Origin of the sequence: Pseudomonas sp., assembly GCF_030698175.1 — a bacterium.
Lineage (GTDB): Bacteria > Pseudomonadota > Gammaproteobacteria > Pseudomonadales > Pseudomonadaceae > Aquipseudomonas.
The window spans coordinates 12,564-32,275 of record NZ_JAUYNT010000029.1; the positions used below are offsets into that span (position 1 = coordinate 12,564).

The window sequence follows — 19,712 nt, forward strand, 5'->3', positions numbered from 1 at the left end:
ATTGCGAGTCTCAACCTCGGCAAATGTCAGGTTTGAAGCTATACCTAATAATGGGTGCTTGCGGCTCGGGGCTTGGTGTTGCTGGTTAAACCAGGCGTTGGCACATGTCGTGCTTCGCCGTTCGTCCAGCTAGACATTGATGCCACAACTTGTGGGTTGACCGATGCTGTTGGCGTTTGCGTGCTTCCCGTCGGCAAGTCTGGGCTTGTGCTGGTATGGCTATGTGCCATTGCGCTAGTCTCGCAGGACGATATATTGACAGCGTTTTATTGACTATTTACCTGTAAGTAGCGCCAGCTAAATTCTGATCAGTTCTTAAAGAACTTTAGAAAGCTGCCGTTAAACCAGATCGGAATCTTTTTTTTCTGTGGTTCGGCATCAGCGTGCCGCCGCAGTCGACGCACACTGTGCAGGAACTACGACTATGAGCAGCATCTTCACTGGCTTAACCACCGACGACGTAATTGCTCTTGGCACTGCACAGATAGCGGCACTTAGCACTGAGGATATAGCGGGGATAACTACCGAGCAGTTGGCTGTACTAACCACGGTGCAGATTGCGAAATTGACGACTGTGATTATCGACGCCTTATCCACTGAGCAAGTGCCGGCGCTGACCACTGAGCAAATTGCTGCTCTAAGCACGTCTCAGGCTCGGGCTTTGGACGTTGCGGACATAGCAGTGCTCACCACTGCTCAGATTCAGGCCTTAGAAACAATAGATTTTGCTTCATTGAAAACCGAGCAAATTGTTGCCCTGACGACGCAGCAAGCGGCGGCGCTGAGCACGGCACAGATCGTGGCGCTGACCACTGCGCAGGCTCAAGCATTAGAAATCGCCGACCTGGCTGCCTTGAGCTCTGCACAAGTAGCGGCGATGCAAACAAGTGATTTCGCCGCGCTAAAAACCGAACAAATTGTGGCCTTGGGCACTGCCCAGGCTGCTGCTCTGACGACTGCACAAATTGCCGCCCTGACCACCGCGCAGACACAGGCGTTGGAGATCGCCGATCTAGCCGTGCTCAGCACCGCTCAATTGGCGGCGTTGCGCACGATTGACTTTGTTGCTCTGAAAACTGAGCAAATTGCTGCGCTCACCACGGCGCAAATTGTAGGTCTTAGCACCGCGCAAATAGCCAGTCTGACCACCGCGCAGGCCCAGGCTCTGGAGGCTGCGGATTTTGCCGTATTAACTACCGCTCAGTTGGCCGCCTTGCGTAGCGATGCTTTCGCGGCCCTGACCACCGAGCAAATTGTCGCGCTGACGACTGCACAGGCGGCGTCACTCTCGGTTGCGCAGGTTGCGGCGTTAACCACGGCGCAAGCGGCGGCCCTGCAAGCGGCGGATCTTGCTGTGATTGGTACGGCGCAGATTCGCGCCTTCGAGACGGCCGATTTGGTCGCGTTGGGCACCGCGCAAATCCAGGCACTGAGCACTTTGCAGGTTGCCGCCTTGACAGGGGCGCAGCTTGCCAAACTGACTACCGAGCAGGTTGCTGCGTTTGAAACCGCAGACATTGCCAGTTTGGCGACAGCGGTCATTGCTAGCTTCACCACGGCGCAAGTGGCCGCTTTGACTGCTGCGCAAGTAGCTGCATTGACCACCGCGCAGATCAAAGTATTGGAAACTGCGGACTTAGCCGCGCTCGATACCGCTCAAATCGTTGCCCTCGGCTCTGCCCAGCTTGCGGCCCTCAGTGCTGCACAGGTACAGGCACTCAATACCGCGCAGGTGCGCGCTATTGAAGTGGCTGATATCGCTGGCTTAAGCAGTTCGGCGATTCAGTCGCTTAGCACTGCGCAAGTTGCAGCGCTGAGCACCGCACAAATAGTTGGTCTGAGCACTGCCCAAACCGCAGCCCTGACCGCTACACAAATAGCCGCGCTCAGTACGGCGCAGGTGGCGGTGATTGAAACGGCGGACCTTGCTACGTTGAGCGCTGCGGCAATCAAGGCGTTGACCAGTGCCCAGGTAGCCAGCCTGACTAATGCACAGATTGCGGCGCTGACTAGCGCCCAGCTGGCGGCCCTCGATACTGCCGATGTGGCGGTGTTAGCTACGGCGCAGATAGCCGCATTAAGTTCAGCACAGCTTGGCGGGCTAACAGCGTTGCAAGTTGCGGCGTTAAGCACCGCTCAGGTAGCGGCAATTGAAGTGGCAGATTTGCCGGGTATGAATACCGCGGCGGTGGTCGCGCTCAACACCGCGCAGGTAGGGGCGCTGTCCGTGTTGCAAGTCGCAGCGTTGACTACCGCACAGGTGAGCAAACTATCGGCCACCCAGGTGGCGGTGCTGAGCACTGCACAGGTAGCGGCTATTGAGGTCGCAGATATTGCAGCCTTGTCAGCCGCGGCCATCGTGGGTCTTACCACTGCGCAGGTTAAAGTCCTGACCACTGCTCAAGTACAAGCCTTAACAACTGTCCAAGTTGCCAGCCTGCAGGTGGCGGATGTTCAGGTTCTTACCACGGCCCAGATTGTTGCTCTTAGTTCGAGCCAAATTGGCGCCATGACGGCGGCGCAGATCGCCGGTATGACCACCGCACAGGTGCGAGCCATTGAGGCGGCAGATGTGCCTGGCCTGACGAGTGTTGCGGTGGCGGCGTTGACCTCTGCGCAAATGAGCTCCTTGACTACCGCTCAGATTGTGGCTTTGACCACGCTGCAGGTGAGTGCGTTGTCGGCGGCGCAAGTGGCTGCAATGGGTACTGCCCAGGTTGTAGCCATTGAAGTTGCCGATGTAGCGGCACTGAGTGCTGCGGCGATAGCTGGGTTTACTACCGCACAGATCAACGCGCTGACTATTGCTCAAGTACAAGCTTTGAGTACGGCGCAAATCAGGAGCCTCGAAGCGTTGGACGCCCGGGCGCTGACGACCGCGCAGATTGTAGCCTTGAGCTCGGCTCAAGTCGGAGCGCTAACGGCGACGCAGGTTGCGGCACTGACTACTGCTCAGATTGTTGCTATCGAGGTGGTCGATCTTCCTGCGCTGTCCACCGCCGTCATTGCGGCGCTAGGTACGACGCAGGTGAGTGCGTTGAGCAATGCGCAGATAGCGGCGCTAACCACGGCTCAGATGCAGGCGCTAAGTGGCACCCAGACAGCTGCGTTGACTACGGCGCAGATTACCGCCATTGAGGTGGCTGATATTGCCGTCTTGTCAGCGTCGGCGATAGCTGGCTTGACCACCGCGCAAGTGGCGGTACTAAGCAATGCACAGGTGCAAGCACTGACCACTGCGCAAGTGCGGGCCATGGAAGTTGCCGATGTTAAGGCGCTGACGGCGGCGCACATCACTGCATTGAGTTCGGCTCAAATAGCGGTACTGACTGCCGCTCAAGTGGCAGGCATGACCTCGGCGCAAATTGTAGCTATCGATGTGGGCGACATTGCTGCATTGGCCACAGCGACTATTGTCGGATTTGGCTCCATCCAGTTGCAGGCGCTGAGCAACGCTCAGGTCGCGGCGCTGACCACTGCGCAAACCAAGGCGTTTACCGCTGCTCAGCTGGGCGCACTTACCACCGCAGTTGTAACCTCTATCGAAACCGCTGATCTAGCGGCTATTAGTACTGCAGCCATCATTGGTTTGACCACGGCGCAAGTTGCAGTACTGACTGCTGGGCAGATAGCGGCGTTGACTACTGCGCAAATTCGGGCGATGGAACCGGTCGATATTGCCGCGCTGAGCGCCGCGAGTATTGCCGCGCTGAGCACGGCACAGGTTGCTGCGCTGACAGCTACACAGCTGGCCGCACTGAACACCGCGCAAATTGCAGCCATTGAGATTGCTGACATTGCAGTGCTGAGCGCTGCCACTATTAAAGGGCTGACGGCGGTTCAATTACAGGCGCTGACTAACGCTCAATTAGTCGCCTTGACTACTGAGCAGGTTGCCGCACTTAGCGCTGGTCAGTTGGCTGCGCTGAAAACTGCGCAAATAGCAGCCATGGAAGCGGCTGATATTGCCGCACTTTCTACTGCCGCTATCAGTGGGCTTACCACCGCGCAGGTCGTGGCTTTGACCGGTGCCCAGGTGTTGGCGCTCACTACGGCGCAAATCGCCAAGATGGACGCGCTGGATATTCAGGCCTTGAGTGCGGCGGATATTCAATCCTTTGATTCTGCGCAGATGGCGGCATTAACCGCCGCGCAGATTGCGGCGATGACCACCGCCCAGATTGTCGCAATTGATGTGGCAGAGCTTGCGGTCTTGTCGAGCGACGAAATCAAGGCGTTGACCACCGCACAAGTGGCCAGCCTGACCACCGCGCAATTGGTTGCGCTGAGTACGGCTCAGGTCGCGGCAATGGAGGTCGCCGATGTGGCTGCGCTGACCACCGCGCAGATCGTCGCGCTAACCACCGCTCAAGCTCAGGCATTGAGTGCAGCGCAGGTAGCTGCTCTGACTACGGCTCAGTTGCAAACGCTGGAAGTGGCCGATCTTGCGGCGCTCACCAGTGCGGCCGTCAAGGGGCTGACCCTGGCGCAAATGGCCAGCCTGAGCAGCGCGCAAATTCAAGCACTGACCACGGTGCAGGCGGCAGCGCTTTCCAGTGCTCAGGTTGCGGCGTTAAGCACGGCGCAAATCACCAAGCTCGAAGTCGCGGACTTGGCGGCGCTCGCTACCGCTGCGATTGCCGGTATGTCTACTGCGCAGATTGCCAGCTTGTTGACGACGCAAGTCGATGACCTCAGCACTGCGCAAATCCAAGCAATCGAGACGGTTGATATTCAAGTGCTAAGCACTGCTCAGATGGCAGTGCTCACTGCTTCTCAGGTAGGTGCGTTGACCATCCCGCAATTGGTTGCGTTGAGTACTGCGCAAGTAGCTGCATTGATTAATCCACTGAGTGCCGCACAAACTATTGCACGCCAAGTGGGGGCCTTAACCACGGCGCAAATTGCCGCCTTGACTACGGCGCAGATCGCCGCATGGACCACCGCTAACACTGCCGCATTGAACTCGGTACAAATTGCCGCCCTGAGCACTGCGCAAGTGCGTGCGATTGAGACCTTGGATCTACAAGCACTCACGACCTCGGCGGTTAAAAATCTGACGACTGCCCAGGTTGCGTCTTTGACTACGGCGCAAATCGTTGCCTTGACCACGAGCCAAATACAAGCGGTTGAAACTACCGACATTAAAGTTTTGAGTACCGCTCAGATTGTTGCCTTGACCACGGCCCAAGCGGCAGCCCTGACCACGGCTCAAGTAGTGAACCTGGCAACACAACAAGTGCTAGCCATGCAGACGGTTGATCTTGCGGCTTTAGCCAGTACCACCATTAGCGCGCTGTTGACCGCGCAAATTGCGGCGCTGAGCACCGCGCAAGTCGATGCGCTGACAACCCAACAAACTGCGGCGCTCACCTCTGCGCAGCTAAGGGCACTGACTACCGCCCAGATTCGCGCCCTGGATACGGCGCAGATTGCCGCCCTGAGCACGGCTCAAGTGGCTGCACTGGAAACTGCCGATGTAGCAGCGTTGACTAATGCGCAGCTAGTAGCTCTAACCACCGCTCAAGCCCAGGCGCTGACTGCTCAGCAAGTCATTGCCCTGACGAGCAGCCAGGTTGCAGTGCTGGAAACTGTTGATGTTGCCGCCTTAACCACTGCGCAGATTCAAGCACTCGCCAGTGAAGACATCAAAGCCATGACCACGGCGCAATTACGTGCGCTCAGCAGCGCACAAATTGCAGCGTTGGAAACCGCCGATGTAGTGGCGCTGACTACCGCGCAGATTCAAGCGCTGAGCACTGCCCAGATTGCGGCCCTGACTACGGTGCAAATTCGCGCCCTCGAAACAGCTGATTTGCGTCAATTGAGTACGGCGCAAATTGTCGCCTTGACCACTGCGCAGGCGGCGGCTTTGACCACCGAACAGGTCAGTAAGTTGACCACTGCGCAGATTGCCGCACTACAGACCCAGGACCTTGCCGCTCTTAGCACTGCCGCAATCGTTAGCTTGAGTAATGCACAAGTAGCGGCGTTGACCACTGGGCAGATCGCCGCACTCACCACCGGGCAGATTCGAGCGCTAGAAACTACTGACCTGCAAGCCTTGAGCACTGAGCAGATAGTTGCCCTGAGCACGGCTCAGGTTGGCGCACTGAGTACTGCGCAGATTGTTAGCTTAACGGCTGAGCAAATCGCCGTGTTTGAGACCCGTGACTTGGCGCAGTTGTCTACGGCGATGATTCTGGCGCTGACATCTGCTCAGGTAGCGGAATTAACCACTGCACAATTGGCGTCTCTTAGCACGGCGCAAGTTCGGGTCCTGGAAACGGCTGATCTGCGCGCCCTTAGCAACGAACAAATTATTGCCTTGACCACCGCTCAGGTAGCGGCCCTAACCACCGCGCAGGTGGCCAGCATCACTACCGGGCAACTGGCGGCGATGGAGACCAACGACTTGCGTGCCCTAGGCACCGCAAGCATCAATGCCTTAACTACAGCGCAACTGCGCGCCTTGAGCGAAGAGCAGATAGTTGCACTGAGTACCCTGCAGGTCGCTGCACTAAGTTCTGGCCAGGTGGCCGGTCTGTTGACGGCGCAGTTGGCAGCGCTCGAAACTGCCGATTTTGCAGTGCTTGCAACTGCCGCTATCAGCGCGCTGAGCAGCGCTCAAGTGATGGCACTGACCACTTCGCAGATTGTGGCACTGACCACTGCGCAGGCACTGGCGTTGTCCACTGCGCAAATTAGCAAGTTGTCTGTCGAGCAATTAGTGGCGCTTGAAACGGCGGATTTGCGTCTGCTGTCTACTGCCAGTATCGGCGCACTAACCTCGCAACAAGTTGCGGCTTTAAGTTCTAATCAAGTCGCGGCGTTGAGCACGGCGCAACTCGCGGCGCTCGACACCATTGATGTCGCGGCGCTTAGTCAAGAGCAAATAGCGGCGCTCAGTACTTTACAACTTCGCGCGCTAAGCACGGCCCAAGTCGTAGCCTTGGGCACGGCCCAGGTGGCGGCGCTGAGCACCGAGCAAGTTGAGGCGCTGACCAGCGCCCAAATAAAAGCGCTAGAAACCGCTGATCTGACGGCACTCACTGGCGAGCAAATAGTGGCCTTGACGACTGCGCAGGTGGCGGCCTTGAGCACCACTCAGATCGCGGCACTGACCAGTAGCCAAATAGCGGCCATAGAAACCCAAGATCTGAATGCATTGTCGACGGCTAGCATCGCCGCGCTGACCACGGCTCAAGTGGTGGCGCTGACCACCGAGCAGATTGCGGCGTTAACCACGCTCCAATTCCGTTCCCTGGAAACGCAAGACGTGCGCGCACTCACCACGGCCCAGTTTGCAGCCTTGACTGATGCCCAGGTTATCGCGCTAAGCAGTGCGCAAATCGCGGCGCTAACCACTGCGCAGGTTGCCGCGATCGAAACAGCCGATCTGCAGTCACTTTCGACTGCACAGATTCGCAGTCTAAGTACGCTGCAAGTGGTGGCCTTAACTACTGAACAGATCCAGGCGTTGAGTGCGCCGCAGATTGCTGCTTTGAGCACTGCTCAGCTCAGCAATATGACCACTGCACAGGTCGCGGCAATTGAGCCGGAAGACATACTCGTGCTTACCAGTGCGCAAATCATTGCCCTGAGCTCGGCCCAAGTCCGGGCGCTAACAACAGAGCAATTTACCAGTCTTAACACGGCGCAAGTGGCAGCACTGGAAACCGCAGACATTCGTGCGCTGACTACGGCTCAAGTGGCTGCACTGACCGAAGCGCAGGCGGTAGCTTTGAGCTCGGCGCAGCTTGGCGCCTTGAGTACTGACCAAATTCCTGCCTTGGAAACCCATGATCTGGCCGCGTTATCGAGCTCGGCTATTCGCGGCTTGACCACCGCTCAAACCTCGGTGCTGAGCACTGCGCAGATTTTTGCGCTGACTGAGGAGCAGGCCGGGGCTCTTACCAGCGCTCAGATTGCCGTGCTTAGTACGGCGCAGATCGCCGCTCTCGAGCCATCCGATCTGGCGGCCTTGACCCCGGCAACCATTACCGGGCTGACTACCGCGCAAGTGGCTGCGCTGAATACTGCACAAATTGCAGCGCTCACCTCTGATCAGGTGGCGGCCATGGAAACCCGTGACCTGGCGGTGCTTAGCACCGATCAGATCGTCGCCTTAACTCAGGCGCAAGTGCGCGCGCTTAGTTCGGCGCAGCTTGCTGCGTTGACGCCGACACAATTGGCGGCCATGGAAACCGCCGATATTGCCAAGCTTTCAACTGCCAGTATTCCGGGGCTGACGACTGCTCAAGTAAGCGTGCTGAGTGTTGAACAGGTTACGGCTCTTACCGCGGCGCAAGTGGCTGCCCTGGAAGTCGCTGACTTGCAGGCTTTTAGCACGGCGCAAATAGCTGCTTTGTCTTCGGTGCAGGTGTCAGCGCTGACATCTGGGCAGATTGCCGCACTGAGCACTGTGCAGCTGGTAGCGTTGGATGCTGTGGACGTTGGGGCTCTGACCAATGAGCAAATTGCAGCCCTGACTACCGCGCAGATTCGCGCACTGACTTTTGGCCAGCTTGCGGCGCTGAGCACCACACAACTACGCGCGCTAGAAACTCAGGATGTTGAGGCGCTGACCACTGCACAGCTCACTGGGCTGAGCTTGGCGCAGACCGCCTCGCTGGGGACTGCGCAAGTGGCCGCCTTGGGTACAGCGCAAGTGAGGGCTCTGTCGATTGAGCAAATCGAGGCGTTAACTGCTGCGCAAGTGGCAGCGTTTGAGACCATTGACCTGGCTGCGCTAACGGTTGAGCAGATTACCGCGCTCAGCTCTGTGCAGGTCGCCGCATTGAAAACAGCGCAAATTGCGGCATTAACTACGGCGCAACTGGTGTCGCTCGACTCGATCGATATAGCCGCCCTGAGTGCTGCGCAAATTGCTGCGCTGACCACCGCGCAAGCGGTAGCTCTGACTATTGAGCAAGTAACGGCGCTCAGCACTGCGCAAGTTAATGCGCTGGAAACGGCGGACTTGGCAGTCCTGGCTATTGACCGTATAGCGACTTTGAGCAGCGCTCAGATACAAGCACTGAGCACGGCGCAAATGGTTGCGCTAACTACGGCCCAGGTACAGGCCTTGACCGTTGAGCAGTTGACGGCACTGTCGACCGCACAAGTTCGCGCTCTGGCCACCGATGATTTGGCCGTGCTGACTGCCGATCAGATCGCGGCACTGACAGAAACCCAGCTGGTGGCTTTAAGTACAGCCCAAATCGTCGCGCTAACCAGCGCGCAAGTAGCGGCCATTGAAGTCGCCGATTTGGCTGGGTTGACTAACGCGCAAATACAAGCATTGGAGACCGCCGACATTGCTGCGCTGACGCAAGCGCAAGTGATTGGCCTGACCCAGAGCCAGTTTGCGGCGTTGGGCACCGCGCAAGTTGTGGCGCTGACCAGTGCTCAAGTGGCAGTGATACAAACGCAAGATCTGGCGGCACTATTAACCGCCCAAATTCGCGCGCTCGATAGCATTGATGTGGCAGCGCTAAGCACTGCTCAGATCGTCGCCCTGACCACCGAGCAGGTGGCCGCATTGAGTACCGCACAAATTGTGGCGCTGACCACCGCGCAGGTACAGGCGCTGGAAATTCTCGATGTACAGGCGCTAAGCAGCGCCCAAATCGTTGCGCTGAGCACCGCGCAAGTGATGGCCTTGAGCACTGCGCAGATAGCCGCGTTGTCGCTTGAGCAAGTTGCAGCGCTGGAGACGACAGACCTTGTCGTATTGTCTGTAGAACAGATACAGAGCTTTGATACCGCGCAAGTGGCCGCTCTAACCACGGCACAGATCGCGAGCCTAACCACGGCGCAGATCATCGCCTTGGAAAGTGCTGAGCTGCAGGCGCTAAGCACGGCGCAAATCGTCGCGCTGACCAGTGTCCAGGTGCAAGCGCTGACCACCGAGCAAATTTCGCTACTCAGTGTTAATCAACTGAATGTGCTTGAAATCGTCGATTTTGCGTTGCTGTCCAGCGCGCAAATAGAAGCTTTGACCACCGAACAGGCGGCCGCGTTGAGCACCGCGCAAATAGTTGCCTTGACCACTGCGCAGGCTCTCGCTTTGGAGGTTGAAGACCTGGCGGCGCTGTCTACTGCGCAAATTCGGGCGCTGGAAACCGTTGATTTGGCAGCCCTCAATGTCGCACAGATTGTGGCTCTAAGCTCCGATCAAGTGGCCGCACTGAGCACTCAACAGGTTGCTAACCTGACCACCGCGCAAATTGCAGCGCTGCAAACGCTCGATCTGCGAGCGCTAACCAGCGCCCAAATAGTGGCGCTCACTAGCGCTCAGGTTTTGGCCTTAACTACCGTACAAGTTACCGCGCTCACTACCGCTCAAGTGGCAGCCTTGGTAACGGCCGACCTGGCCGCATTGAGTACCGCACAAATTGTTGCCCTTACTACCGCACAGATAGGGGCGTTGAGTACCGCGCAGGTTGCTGCGCTGACAACGGCCCAGGTGGGCGCACTGGAAGTGGCTGATATCCAGGTGCTCAGCACGGCGCAACTACAGGCACTGGAAACGGCCGACTTGGCGCTACTAAACAGCGATCAGATCGCCGCATTGACGACAGAGCAGGCCGCAGCGCTGACCAGCGCTCAGCTTAAGGCGCTGACTACGGCGCAAATACTCGCGCTGGAAACCGCCGATCTTGCCGCCCTTAGCACTGCGCAAATACGCCAGTTAGAAACCCTTGCAGTGGCTGCATTGAGCAGCGAGCAGATCGTTGCACTGACCACCGAGCAAGCCGCAGCCTTGACCACTGCACAAATTGTTGCACTGACCAGTGCTCAGGTGGCGGCACTGCAAACGGATGATTTGCAGGCGCTAACCGCAACACAAATAAAAGCGCTCGAAACGGTCGACCTCGTTGCACTTAGCACCCAGCAGATCGTCGCGTTGACCAGTGCACAGGTTGCTGCCTTGACCACGGCACAGATAAATAAACTGACCACCGCTCAGACCCGTGCGCTGGAAACCGCAGATGTCGCTGCGCTGACCACCGCGCAGGTTGTAGCGCTGACTTCGGCGCAAGTGGTGGCGCTGAGCACTGCTCAGATTGTGGCCCTTAGTACGGCACAGCTACGGGCGCTGGAAGTTGCTGATCTAGCGCTGCTCAGCACCGCTCAAATAGTGACCTTGAGCACTGCGCAGACCGCCGCATTGACCACCGCGCAAATTGCCAGCCTGACGCAAACGCAAGTGGCGGCGCTGGAAGTTGTCGATCTACAAGCGCTGACCACCGCGCAAATTGTGGCGCTCAGCTCAGTCCAGGTACAGGCGCTAACGACTCAGCAAATAGCCTCGCTGACCAGTAATCAAATTGCCGCCCTTGAAACGGCCGACTTAGCAGCCTTGAGTCCAGAGCAGGTCATCGCGCTTAGCGCCGCTCAGCCAACGGCGCTGACCACCGCGCAGATCGCCAGCCTGCCAACCGCACAGATTGCGTCAATTCAGACCGCTGATTTGGCGCAATTAACGACGGCGCAAATTGTCGCGTTGACCACCGCGCAGGTGCAGGCACTGACCCTTGAGCAGATTCCGGCGCTGACCACTGCGCAAATCCGCGCGATGGAGACCGCTGATGTGGCCGTGCTGTCTGCCGAACAAATAGTCAACTTGACCACCGCTCAGGTGGCGGCGCTGAGTACCGAGCAGATTGTCGCTTTGACCACTGAGCAGGCCGTCGCGCTTGAACTCGTTGACCTTGCGGTCTTGAGTACTGCACAAATCCGGGCTCTGGAAACGGTTGACTTGGTGGCCCTGACGGCCGAGCAAGTAGGCGCCCTGACCACCGTGCAAGTGGCCGCGCTCACTACAACGCAAATCAGCAAACTTACTGCTAGCCAAGTTGCTGCCTTGGAAGTGGCCGATTTGATCGTGCTGAGCAACGCGCAGATTGCCGCGCTAACCACCTTGCAGACCCAGGCGCTAACCCTTGCTCAAGTCGCTGCGCTGACCACTGGCCAGTTGCGGGCAATGGTTACTGCGGATATCGCGGTATTGACCGCCGAGCAGATAGACGCCCTCACCACTGCGCAAGTCGCCGCATTGACTAGCGCGCAGGTGGTCGCCTTGACCACGGCTCAGATGACCGCGCTGGCACTGGTCGATTTACAAGCACTCGACACCGTACAGATTCAAGCGCTGGAAGTGGCTGATGTGGCGGCGTTGCGCAGCGATCAGATTGTTGCCTTGACCACTGCACAAGTTGCAGTCCTAAGCACTGCACAACTGGTTGGGCTGACTACTGAGCAGGTCGCAGCATTGGAAACCGTCGACGTTGCAGCTTTGACTGCCAGTCAGGTCGCGGCGCTGGAAAACGCCGACATCGCCGCCATGTTGGCCGCACAAATTGTCGCCTTGACCACTGAGCAAGCGAGTGCTTTGACCACCGCGCAAATTGTCGCCTTGACCACTGAACAAGTAGCCGCCCTGGAAACCGCTGACCTGCAAGCACTCAGCAGCACGCAAATTCGCGCGCTGGAAGTTGCGGATATCGCGGTGCTTACCAGCGCTCAGGTAGTCGCGCTGAGTACCGCTCAGGTTGCCGCGTTAACCACCCAGCAAATTGCCGCAATGACCCCTGCGCAAATCGCCGCGATGGAAACGGCTGATGTGCGCGTGTTGACCAGTGCGCAAATTGTGGCGCTGCGCACCGCCCAAGTAGTGGCACTGACTAGCGCGCAACTGCAGGCGCTGACCAGTGCCCAGATCAAAGCTATAGAAGTTGCTGATCTGGTCGCGCTAACGGCCGCGCAACTGAACAAGTTCACCACCGCGCAGGTGCAGGCGTTTAGCACTGACCAAATCGTGGCGCTGACCACCTTGCAGATGGAGGCATTTACCACGGCACAGCTCGCGGCCCTTACTACCGCTCAGTTCGCCGCAATAGAGGCGGCAGATGTGGCGGCCCTAACGGTTGCTCAGATAGTGGCGCTCACCACTGCGCAGGCTGCTGCGCTCACCTCGGATCAGCTTGCCAGCCTCAGCATTGACCAGCTTGCAGTGCTGCAAGCGGCTGACCTAGCAGCTATTAGTGCGGCAGTTATCCCAGGTTTAACCACGGCCCAAGCTGCAGCCTTAAGCAATGCCCAAATTGCCGCGCTGACAACCGAGCAGATAGCGGCATTGGAGACTGATGATCTTGTCGCGCTGACGGCAGAGCAGATTGTCGCCATGAGTTCTGAGCAAGTCGCCGCGCTGAGCACCTTGCAACTGTCCAAACTGACTTCTGATCAAGTCGCAGCGCTGGAAACTGCCGATCTGCTGGCCTTGAGCAGCACCCAGCTGAATGCATTGACCACCTTGCAGTTCAAAGCCTTGACTCAGCAGCAAATCGCAGCGCTGAGCACTGCGCAGATTCGAGCCCTAGAGACTGCTGATTTAGCGGTCCTAACCAGTGATCAGATTGCCGCACTGACTACTGCGCAAGCGGTGGCGTTGAGTACTGCGCAGATTGTCGCGCTGACCACGGCGCAAGTCGTAGCCTTGGAAGCGGCGGATCTTACCGTGCTGACCACGGCGCAGTTAGCGGCCATGGAAACGCTCGACTTGATGGTCTTGAGCGTTGAGCAAATAGCCGCGTTGACCAGTACGCAGCTAAGCAAACTAAGTACCGTGCAGATTGCCAGCCTGAAAACAGAGCAGATCGCCGCATTGGAAACTGTGGATATTCCAGGTTTAACCAATGCCCAGATGATTGCGCTGTCAACCGCACAGGTTCGTGCCCTTACAGTTGAACAAATAGCGGCCTTGAGTACTGCCCAGGTTCGCGCGCTCGAAACCTTGGATCTCCAGGCCCTAAGCACTGTCCAGGTGGTGGCGTTAACTACCGCGCAAGTCAGTGCCCTGACCACCGATCAACTGGTTAGCCTTACTACGGCGCAAGTTGCCGCGCTGCAGAGCGCTGATTTTGCCGCGCTGACTACGGCCCAGATCCGTGCCTTGGAGCTTGTCGATGTGGCGGTGCTGACGGTTCAGCAGATCGCTGCACTGACCACTGCACAGACAGCAGCCCTGACCACGGCGCAAATTACCGCGCTGACTACCGTTCAGGTGCCAGCCCTGAGTAATGCTGATCTGGCGGTATTGACCACGGCGCAGATCGTGGCGCTGAGCACTGCGCAAGTACAAGCGCTGAGCGCGGGTCAAATTGCCGCGCTGACCACGGCGCAAATTCAGGCACTTGATCTTGCTGATGTTGCCATCCTCAGCGTCGACCAGATTGCGGCCTTGAGCACGGCGCAAGCGAGCGCGCTGAATACCGCGCAGATCGTTGCTCTAACGACTGACCAGGTGGTCGCCATCGAGGTGGCTGATCTTGCCGCCCTGACTACCGCTCAGGTTCGCGCGCTCGAAGCCGCCGACATTGCGGCGCTCAGCGTTGCGCAAGTCGCAGTGCTGAGTACCGCGCAGATCGCCGCATTAACCACCGCTCAGGTAGTTGCGCTCACCACGGCGCAGGTGCAACTACTATCGGTAGCGCAGATTGTGGCCTTGACTACCGGCCAGATTGCCGCCATGCAGGCTGCGGATATCGCGGCGTTGTCTGATGTGCAGCTTACGGCGCTGACCACGGCCCAGGCTGGCGCAATCACCGGCGCGCAGCTTGCGGCCTTGAGTGCCGAGCAGGTTGCAGGTCTTGAAACGGCAGATTTCGCCGCATTATCGACGGCTGCCATACCCAGTCTGACCACTAATCAAATGGCGAACCTGACGGCCGCTCAAGTCGCAGCACTGACCACCGAGCAGATTGTGGTGTTGGAGGTCGCTGATTTCGCCGCGTTAACGGTTGAGCAGTTGGCTGTACTGACGACCAATCAGGTTGCGGCCCTCAGTACGGCGCAATTTAGCGCCCTAAGCTCAATCCAGCAGGCGGCGCTCGATCCGGCTGCAGTGTCGGCCGCGGAAGTGAACTTTATCAACTCCATGACGACAGACAGTGTGCCGGGCCTGACCACGGCGCAAATCGCCGGGTTAAGCACAGGTGCGATTCGTCTCATGGACACCGAGGACGTCGCCGCGCTCACCACCGCTCAAGTGCAAGCGCTGACCACGGCGCAAGTGCAAGCCTTGACCACGGCGCAATTTACCGGCATGACTACGGCGCAAATCGGCGCCTTGGAAACGCAGGACGTTGCAGTGCTGAGTAATGCGCAGATCGTTGCCTTAACGACCGCGCAAGTAAAAGCCCTGACCGCCGCACAATTGTTGGCGCTGAGCACCACACAGGTTCGCTCTTTTGAAACTGCCGATATTGCGGCCCTGACTGTCAGCCAGATCTCGGCCCTAAGCACTGTACAAACGGCGGCGTTAACCGGCGGCCAGATTCAAGGCTTGACCACGGCACAAGCCGCCGCACTAACGGCTGAACAGATCACTGGTCTAACCACTGCGCAGTTCCATGTTATGGAAATCGCTGATCTAGCTGCGCTCACAGTTGATCAGATTGCGGCGATTGAAACCGATGATCTGCGCGCGCTGACCACCGAGCAAATTGCGGCCCTGACTACCCAGCAAGTCGTATCGCTGAGTAATGCTCAACTGGCGGCGCTCACCACCGTACAGATAAAAGCCTTGGAAGTGGCCGATGTGGCTGTGCTTACGGTCGATCAGGTCGCCGCGTTAACGACGGCACAGATCGTGGCGCTTACGACGGCACAGATCGTAGCGCTGACGCCTGATCGGATTGCCAGCTTGACCGTGCAGCAACTGGTTAAGCTGTCGACTAGTCAGGTCGTGGCCTTGGGTACCGACGATATTGTGGCTTTGACCGAAGAACAGGTCGGTGCGCTGACCACTACTCAGACTGCAGTGTTGAGTACGGCACAATTTGCCAACTTGTCAGCAGTCCAGATTGCGGCATTGGGTACTGCAAATATCCAGGGCCTCAATGCGGCGCAGCTGGTTGCACTAACTACAGGGCAAACGGCAGCCTTGATTTTCGAGCAGCTGGCGGCACTCACCACCGACCAAATTGTGGTCATGGAAACTGCTGATATTGCCGCTCTGACGGTTGACCAGATCCAGCTGCTGTCTACTGCTCAGGCGGCGGCGTTAACGACAGCGCAGGTAGCTAATTTAACCACGGCGCAGGTCGCTGCTCTGGAAGCTGAAGACTTAGCAGCGTTGTCGACTGCGGCTATTGTGCAGCTGACCTCAGCGCAGATTGTGGCTATCACGGCTGACCAAATCGGCTCGCTGACGTCTGCGCAGATCCGGGCTATTGAAGTCAGTGATTTGGCACTGCTCAGCACCGCCCAAATAGCCGGTCTGCAACTTGCCCAAGTGGCGGTGTTGACCACCGCACAGATTGTCGCGCTGACCACTGCGCAAATCGTTGCCTTGAGCGTTGATCAATTGCAGGCCCTAACGCAAACCCAGGTGGCAGTGCTGGAGTTAGCCGATATCCAGGCGCTTACAACTGTTCAACTGGCAGGTATGGAGGCGGTTGATATTGCCGCTTTAACCACTGCGCAGATCGTCGCGTTGACTACTGCGCAGGTAAAAGTGTTGACTGCCGAGCAGATCCAGGCCCTCAGCAAAACTCAGTTAGCGGCAATGGAGGTTGCCGATGTCGCCGAGCTGAGCACTGCGCAAATTCGTGCTATCGAAACCGCTGACCTTGCCGGCATGACCACCGATCAGGTTGTTGGGCTGACTACCGCCCAGGCAGCGGCCCTAACTACCGCGCAGATTGTTGCACTCACCACTGCTCAAGTGGCGGCGCTCGAAGTGGCTGATTTTGTTGCCTTGCAGACTGCGCAAATAGTGGCCATGGAGACTCGCGATATTGCGGTCTTGACCACTGCGCAGATCGCCGGATTGACGAGTGTTCAGGTGGTGGCGTTGACTTCTGCGCAAATCGTCGCGCTCAGCACTGACCAAGTACCTGCTCTCACTGCGGCGAATGTAGCCTTGTTCAGTAGTGCGCAGATAGCTGCGTTGCAAACCCGGGACGTGGCCAGTTTGACCACGGCACAAGTTGTGGCGCTGACCACCGCGCAAGTGGCAACTCTCAGCTCTGCGCAGCTGGCGGCATTAACCACTGCGCAGTTGGTGGAGATGCAGACAGAGGATCTGGTGGCACTGACCACAGCAACTCTGCAGGGGCTCACGGTAGCCCAGGCCGCCGCGCTGACCACTGCTCAGGTCACCGCCTTGCTTACCGGGCAGATCGTGGCGCTGGCTACTGCGGATCTTGCCGCATTAACCCCCGCGCAGATCGTAGCCCTAACCAGTGATCAGGTGACGGTACTGACAACGGCGCAGATAGCCGCGTTGACCACTGCGCAAGTGGCCGCATTGGAGGCGGCAGACTTTGCCTTGCTGAATACCGCGCAGATATCTGCCCTCTCAACAGAGGATATAGCCAGTCTGACAACCGATCAGGTCGTGGCGTTGGCTACTGTGCAGGCCAATGCTCTGAGCTCTGCGCAGTTGGCGGCGTTGACCGTCGCGCAAATTGTTGAGCTGGAAGTTGCTGATTTAACTGCGCTGTCAACAGTCGCTATCAGCGGGCTGACCACCGCCCAGGTCGATGCTCTTAGTGCTGCACAGGTTCAAGGCCTGAGCACCGCGCAGCTGGCCGCCATGGAGACTCGCGATGTAGCGGCAATGACCACTGTGCAAATCCAGGCATTGGATACCGTACAGATACGGGCGCTGACCACGGCGCAAATCGAAGGGCTGACCAGCGCTCAAGTTGTGGCCTTGGAAACTGCCGACTTTGCCGCGCTGAAAACTGAGCAAATTGCGGCGTTGGATGCCACTGACCTGGCGCTAATTAGCACCTTCCAGTTGGCGGCTCTAAACACCGCGCAGATACAAACGCTGACCACTGAGCAGGTGGTCAAGTTGACTACCGAGCAAGTGGCCTCAATCAGCACTGTGCAGTTGCAGGCGCTTTCGACCCAGCAAATTGCAGCTATGCAAGGCGCCGATGTTGCGGCGTTAACCACGGCACAGGTGGTCGCACTCACCACTGATCAAGTCAAGGCGCTGACCACGGCGCAGATTGTCGCCCTCACCACTGCACAGTTTGTTGCGCTGGAGACTGAGGATGTCGCCGTGCTCAGCGCGGCTCAGATTGCGGCCATCCAGGCTTCAGACCTGGCCGCTCTAGGCTCCGACCAAATTGTTGCGCTAACAACCGCCCAAGTCGTCGCACTGACTACCTCGCAAATTGTTGCGTTGACAACTGCACAGGTGGCCGCACTCGAGCTTGTCGATGTTGCGGCGCTGCTGACGGCGCAGATTGCGGCCATGCAGATATCCGATCTGGCAGCCCTGACCACGGCACAAATTGTGGCGCTCGGGACGCATCAGGTGCGCGCCCTGACCACTTCGCAGGTTTCCGGGCTGACCACTGAGCAGGTCGCAGCAATAGCACTCGATGATCTTGCGGCGCTGACTACCACGCAGATTCAATCCATGCAGAACACGGACTTGGCGGTGTTGAGCGCTGCGCAGGTCGCGGCGCTGACCACCGACCAGGTGGTTGCCTTGACCACCTCGCAGGTCAAAGTCTTGACCACCGATCAGATCGTAGCCTTGACTACTGCGCAGGTGCAGGCTCTAGAAACCGCGGACATAGCGGCACTGACCTCTGCGCAAATAGGTGCCTTGCAAGTAGTCGACTTTGCAGTCTTGGGCACTGCGCAACTGGTGGCGATCGATGTGGCGGATATCGCTGCCCTGACCACTGACCAGTTGACTGTGCTGAACATGACTCAAGCGGATGCCTTTACTGCTGCGCAGATCGCCGCTATGAGTGCCGAACAGTTGGCCGTACTCAGCACATCGCCGTTGATCCTGGATTTGAATGGCGATGGCGTGCAGACCCTGCACTGGGCGGCGAATGTGCACTTTGATATAGGCGCAACCGGTGAGCAGGTGAATACCGGCTGGGTCGGTCAAGGCGACGGTTTGCTGGCGCTGGATCGCAATGGCGACGGCACCATCAATGACGGTGGCGAGCTGTTTGGTAACGCTGCACTGCTGGCCGATGGTAGTCGTGCAAGGGATGGTTTTGCCGCTCTGGCCGAGTTGGACAGCAATCACGATGGCCGCATCAGTGCTGATGACGCTGGTTTTGCAGCGCTACGCGTGTGGATGGATGGCAATCAGGATGGCGTGAGCCAAGCGGGTGAGCTGTACAACCTGTCGTCCTTGGGGATTGCCACTATCAATCTGGGTGCTGCACAGACCTCGGTGCTCAATAACGGCAACTGGATTGGTCAGAGCTCCAGCTACGAGACCGTCGATGGTCAGGTGCACAGCATTGTCGATGCCTGGTTCCGCACCGGTGGCAGTGATGGTCAGTCGATTGACTTGACCACGCTTAATCCGCAGGTGGTCAGTGAGCACAGTCTCAGTCAGATCAATCTGGGCGCCGATGGTGGCTTGGTGACGAGCCTGACGCTGGATGCCGAAAGCATTAGCCACTTCGGCCAAGTGGGTCTGGCTGATACCGGGCTGGGGGCCTCGTCACCTGTGCAGATGATCGTCAATGGTGAAGCCGGAGATACTGTGCAGGTCCATGCCGCTGCCAATGAGTGGCAGGACGCTGGCACGGCGCAGGTCGACGGTACTCTGTACAACGTTTATAACGATGGAGACATACAACTATTGGTTGCAACCAGCGTACATACCAGCTTCTATTCGTAGCAGCGCAGTAGCGGCGGCCAGTACTGTT

The 19,712-nt window shown here is 58.1% G+C and carries 1 protein-coding gene; it reads left to right on the forward strand.

What is annotated here, in order from left to right; translation table 11 throughout:
* The first annotated feature begins 424 nt into the window (after nucleotides 1-424).
* On the forward strand, nucleotides 425-19,684 hold the full coding sequence (locus Q8R10_RS15520) for a hypothetical protein (RefSeq protein ID WP_305654753.1): 19,260 nt from the start codon (nucleotides 425-427) through the stop codon (nucleotides 19,682-19,684).
* Nucleotides 19,685-19,712 lie beyond the last annotated feature (28 nt).

Coding starts and splice junctions, on each gene's coding strand:
- Q8R10_RS15520 (WP_305654753.1), top strand. CDS start 425: ATGAGCAGCATCTTCACTGGCTTAACCACCGACGACGTAATTGCTCTT.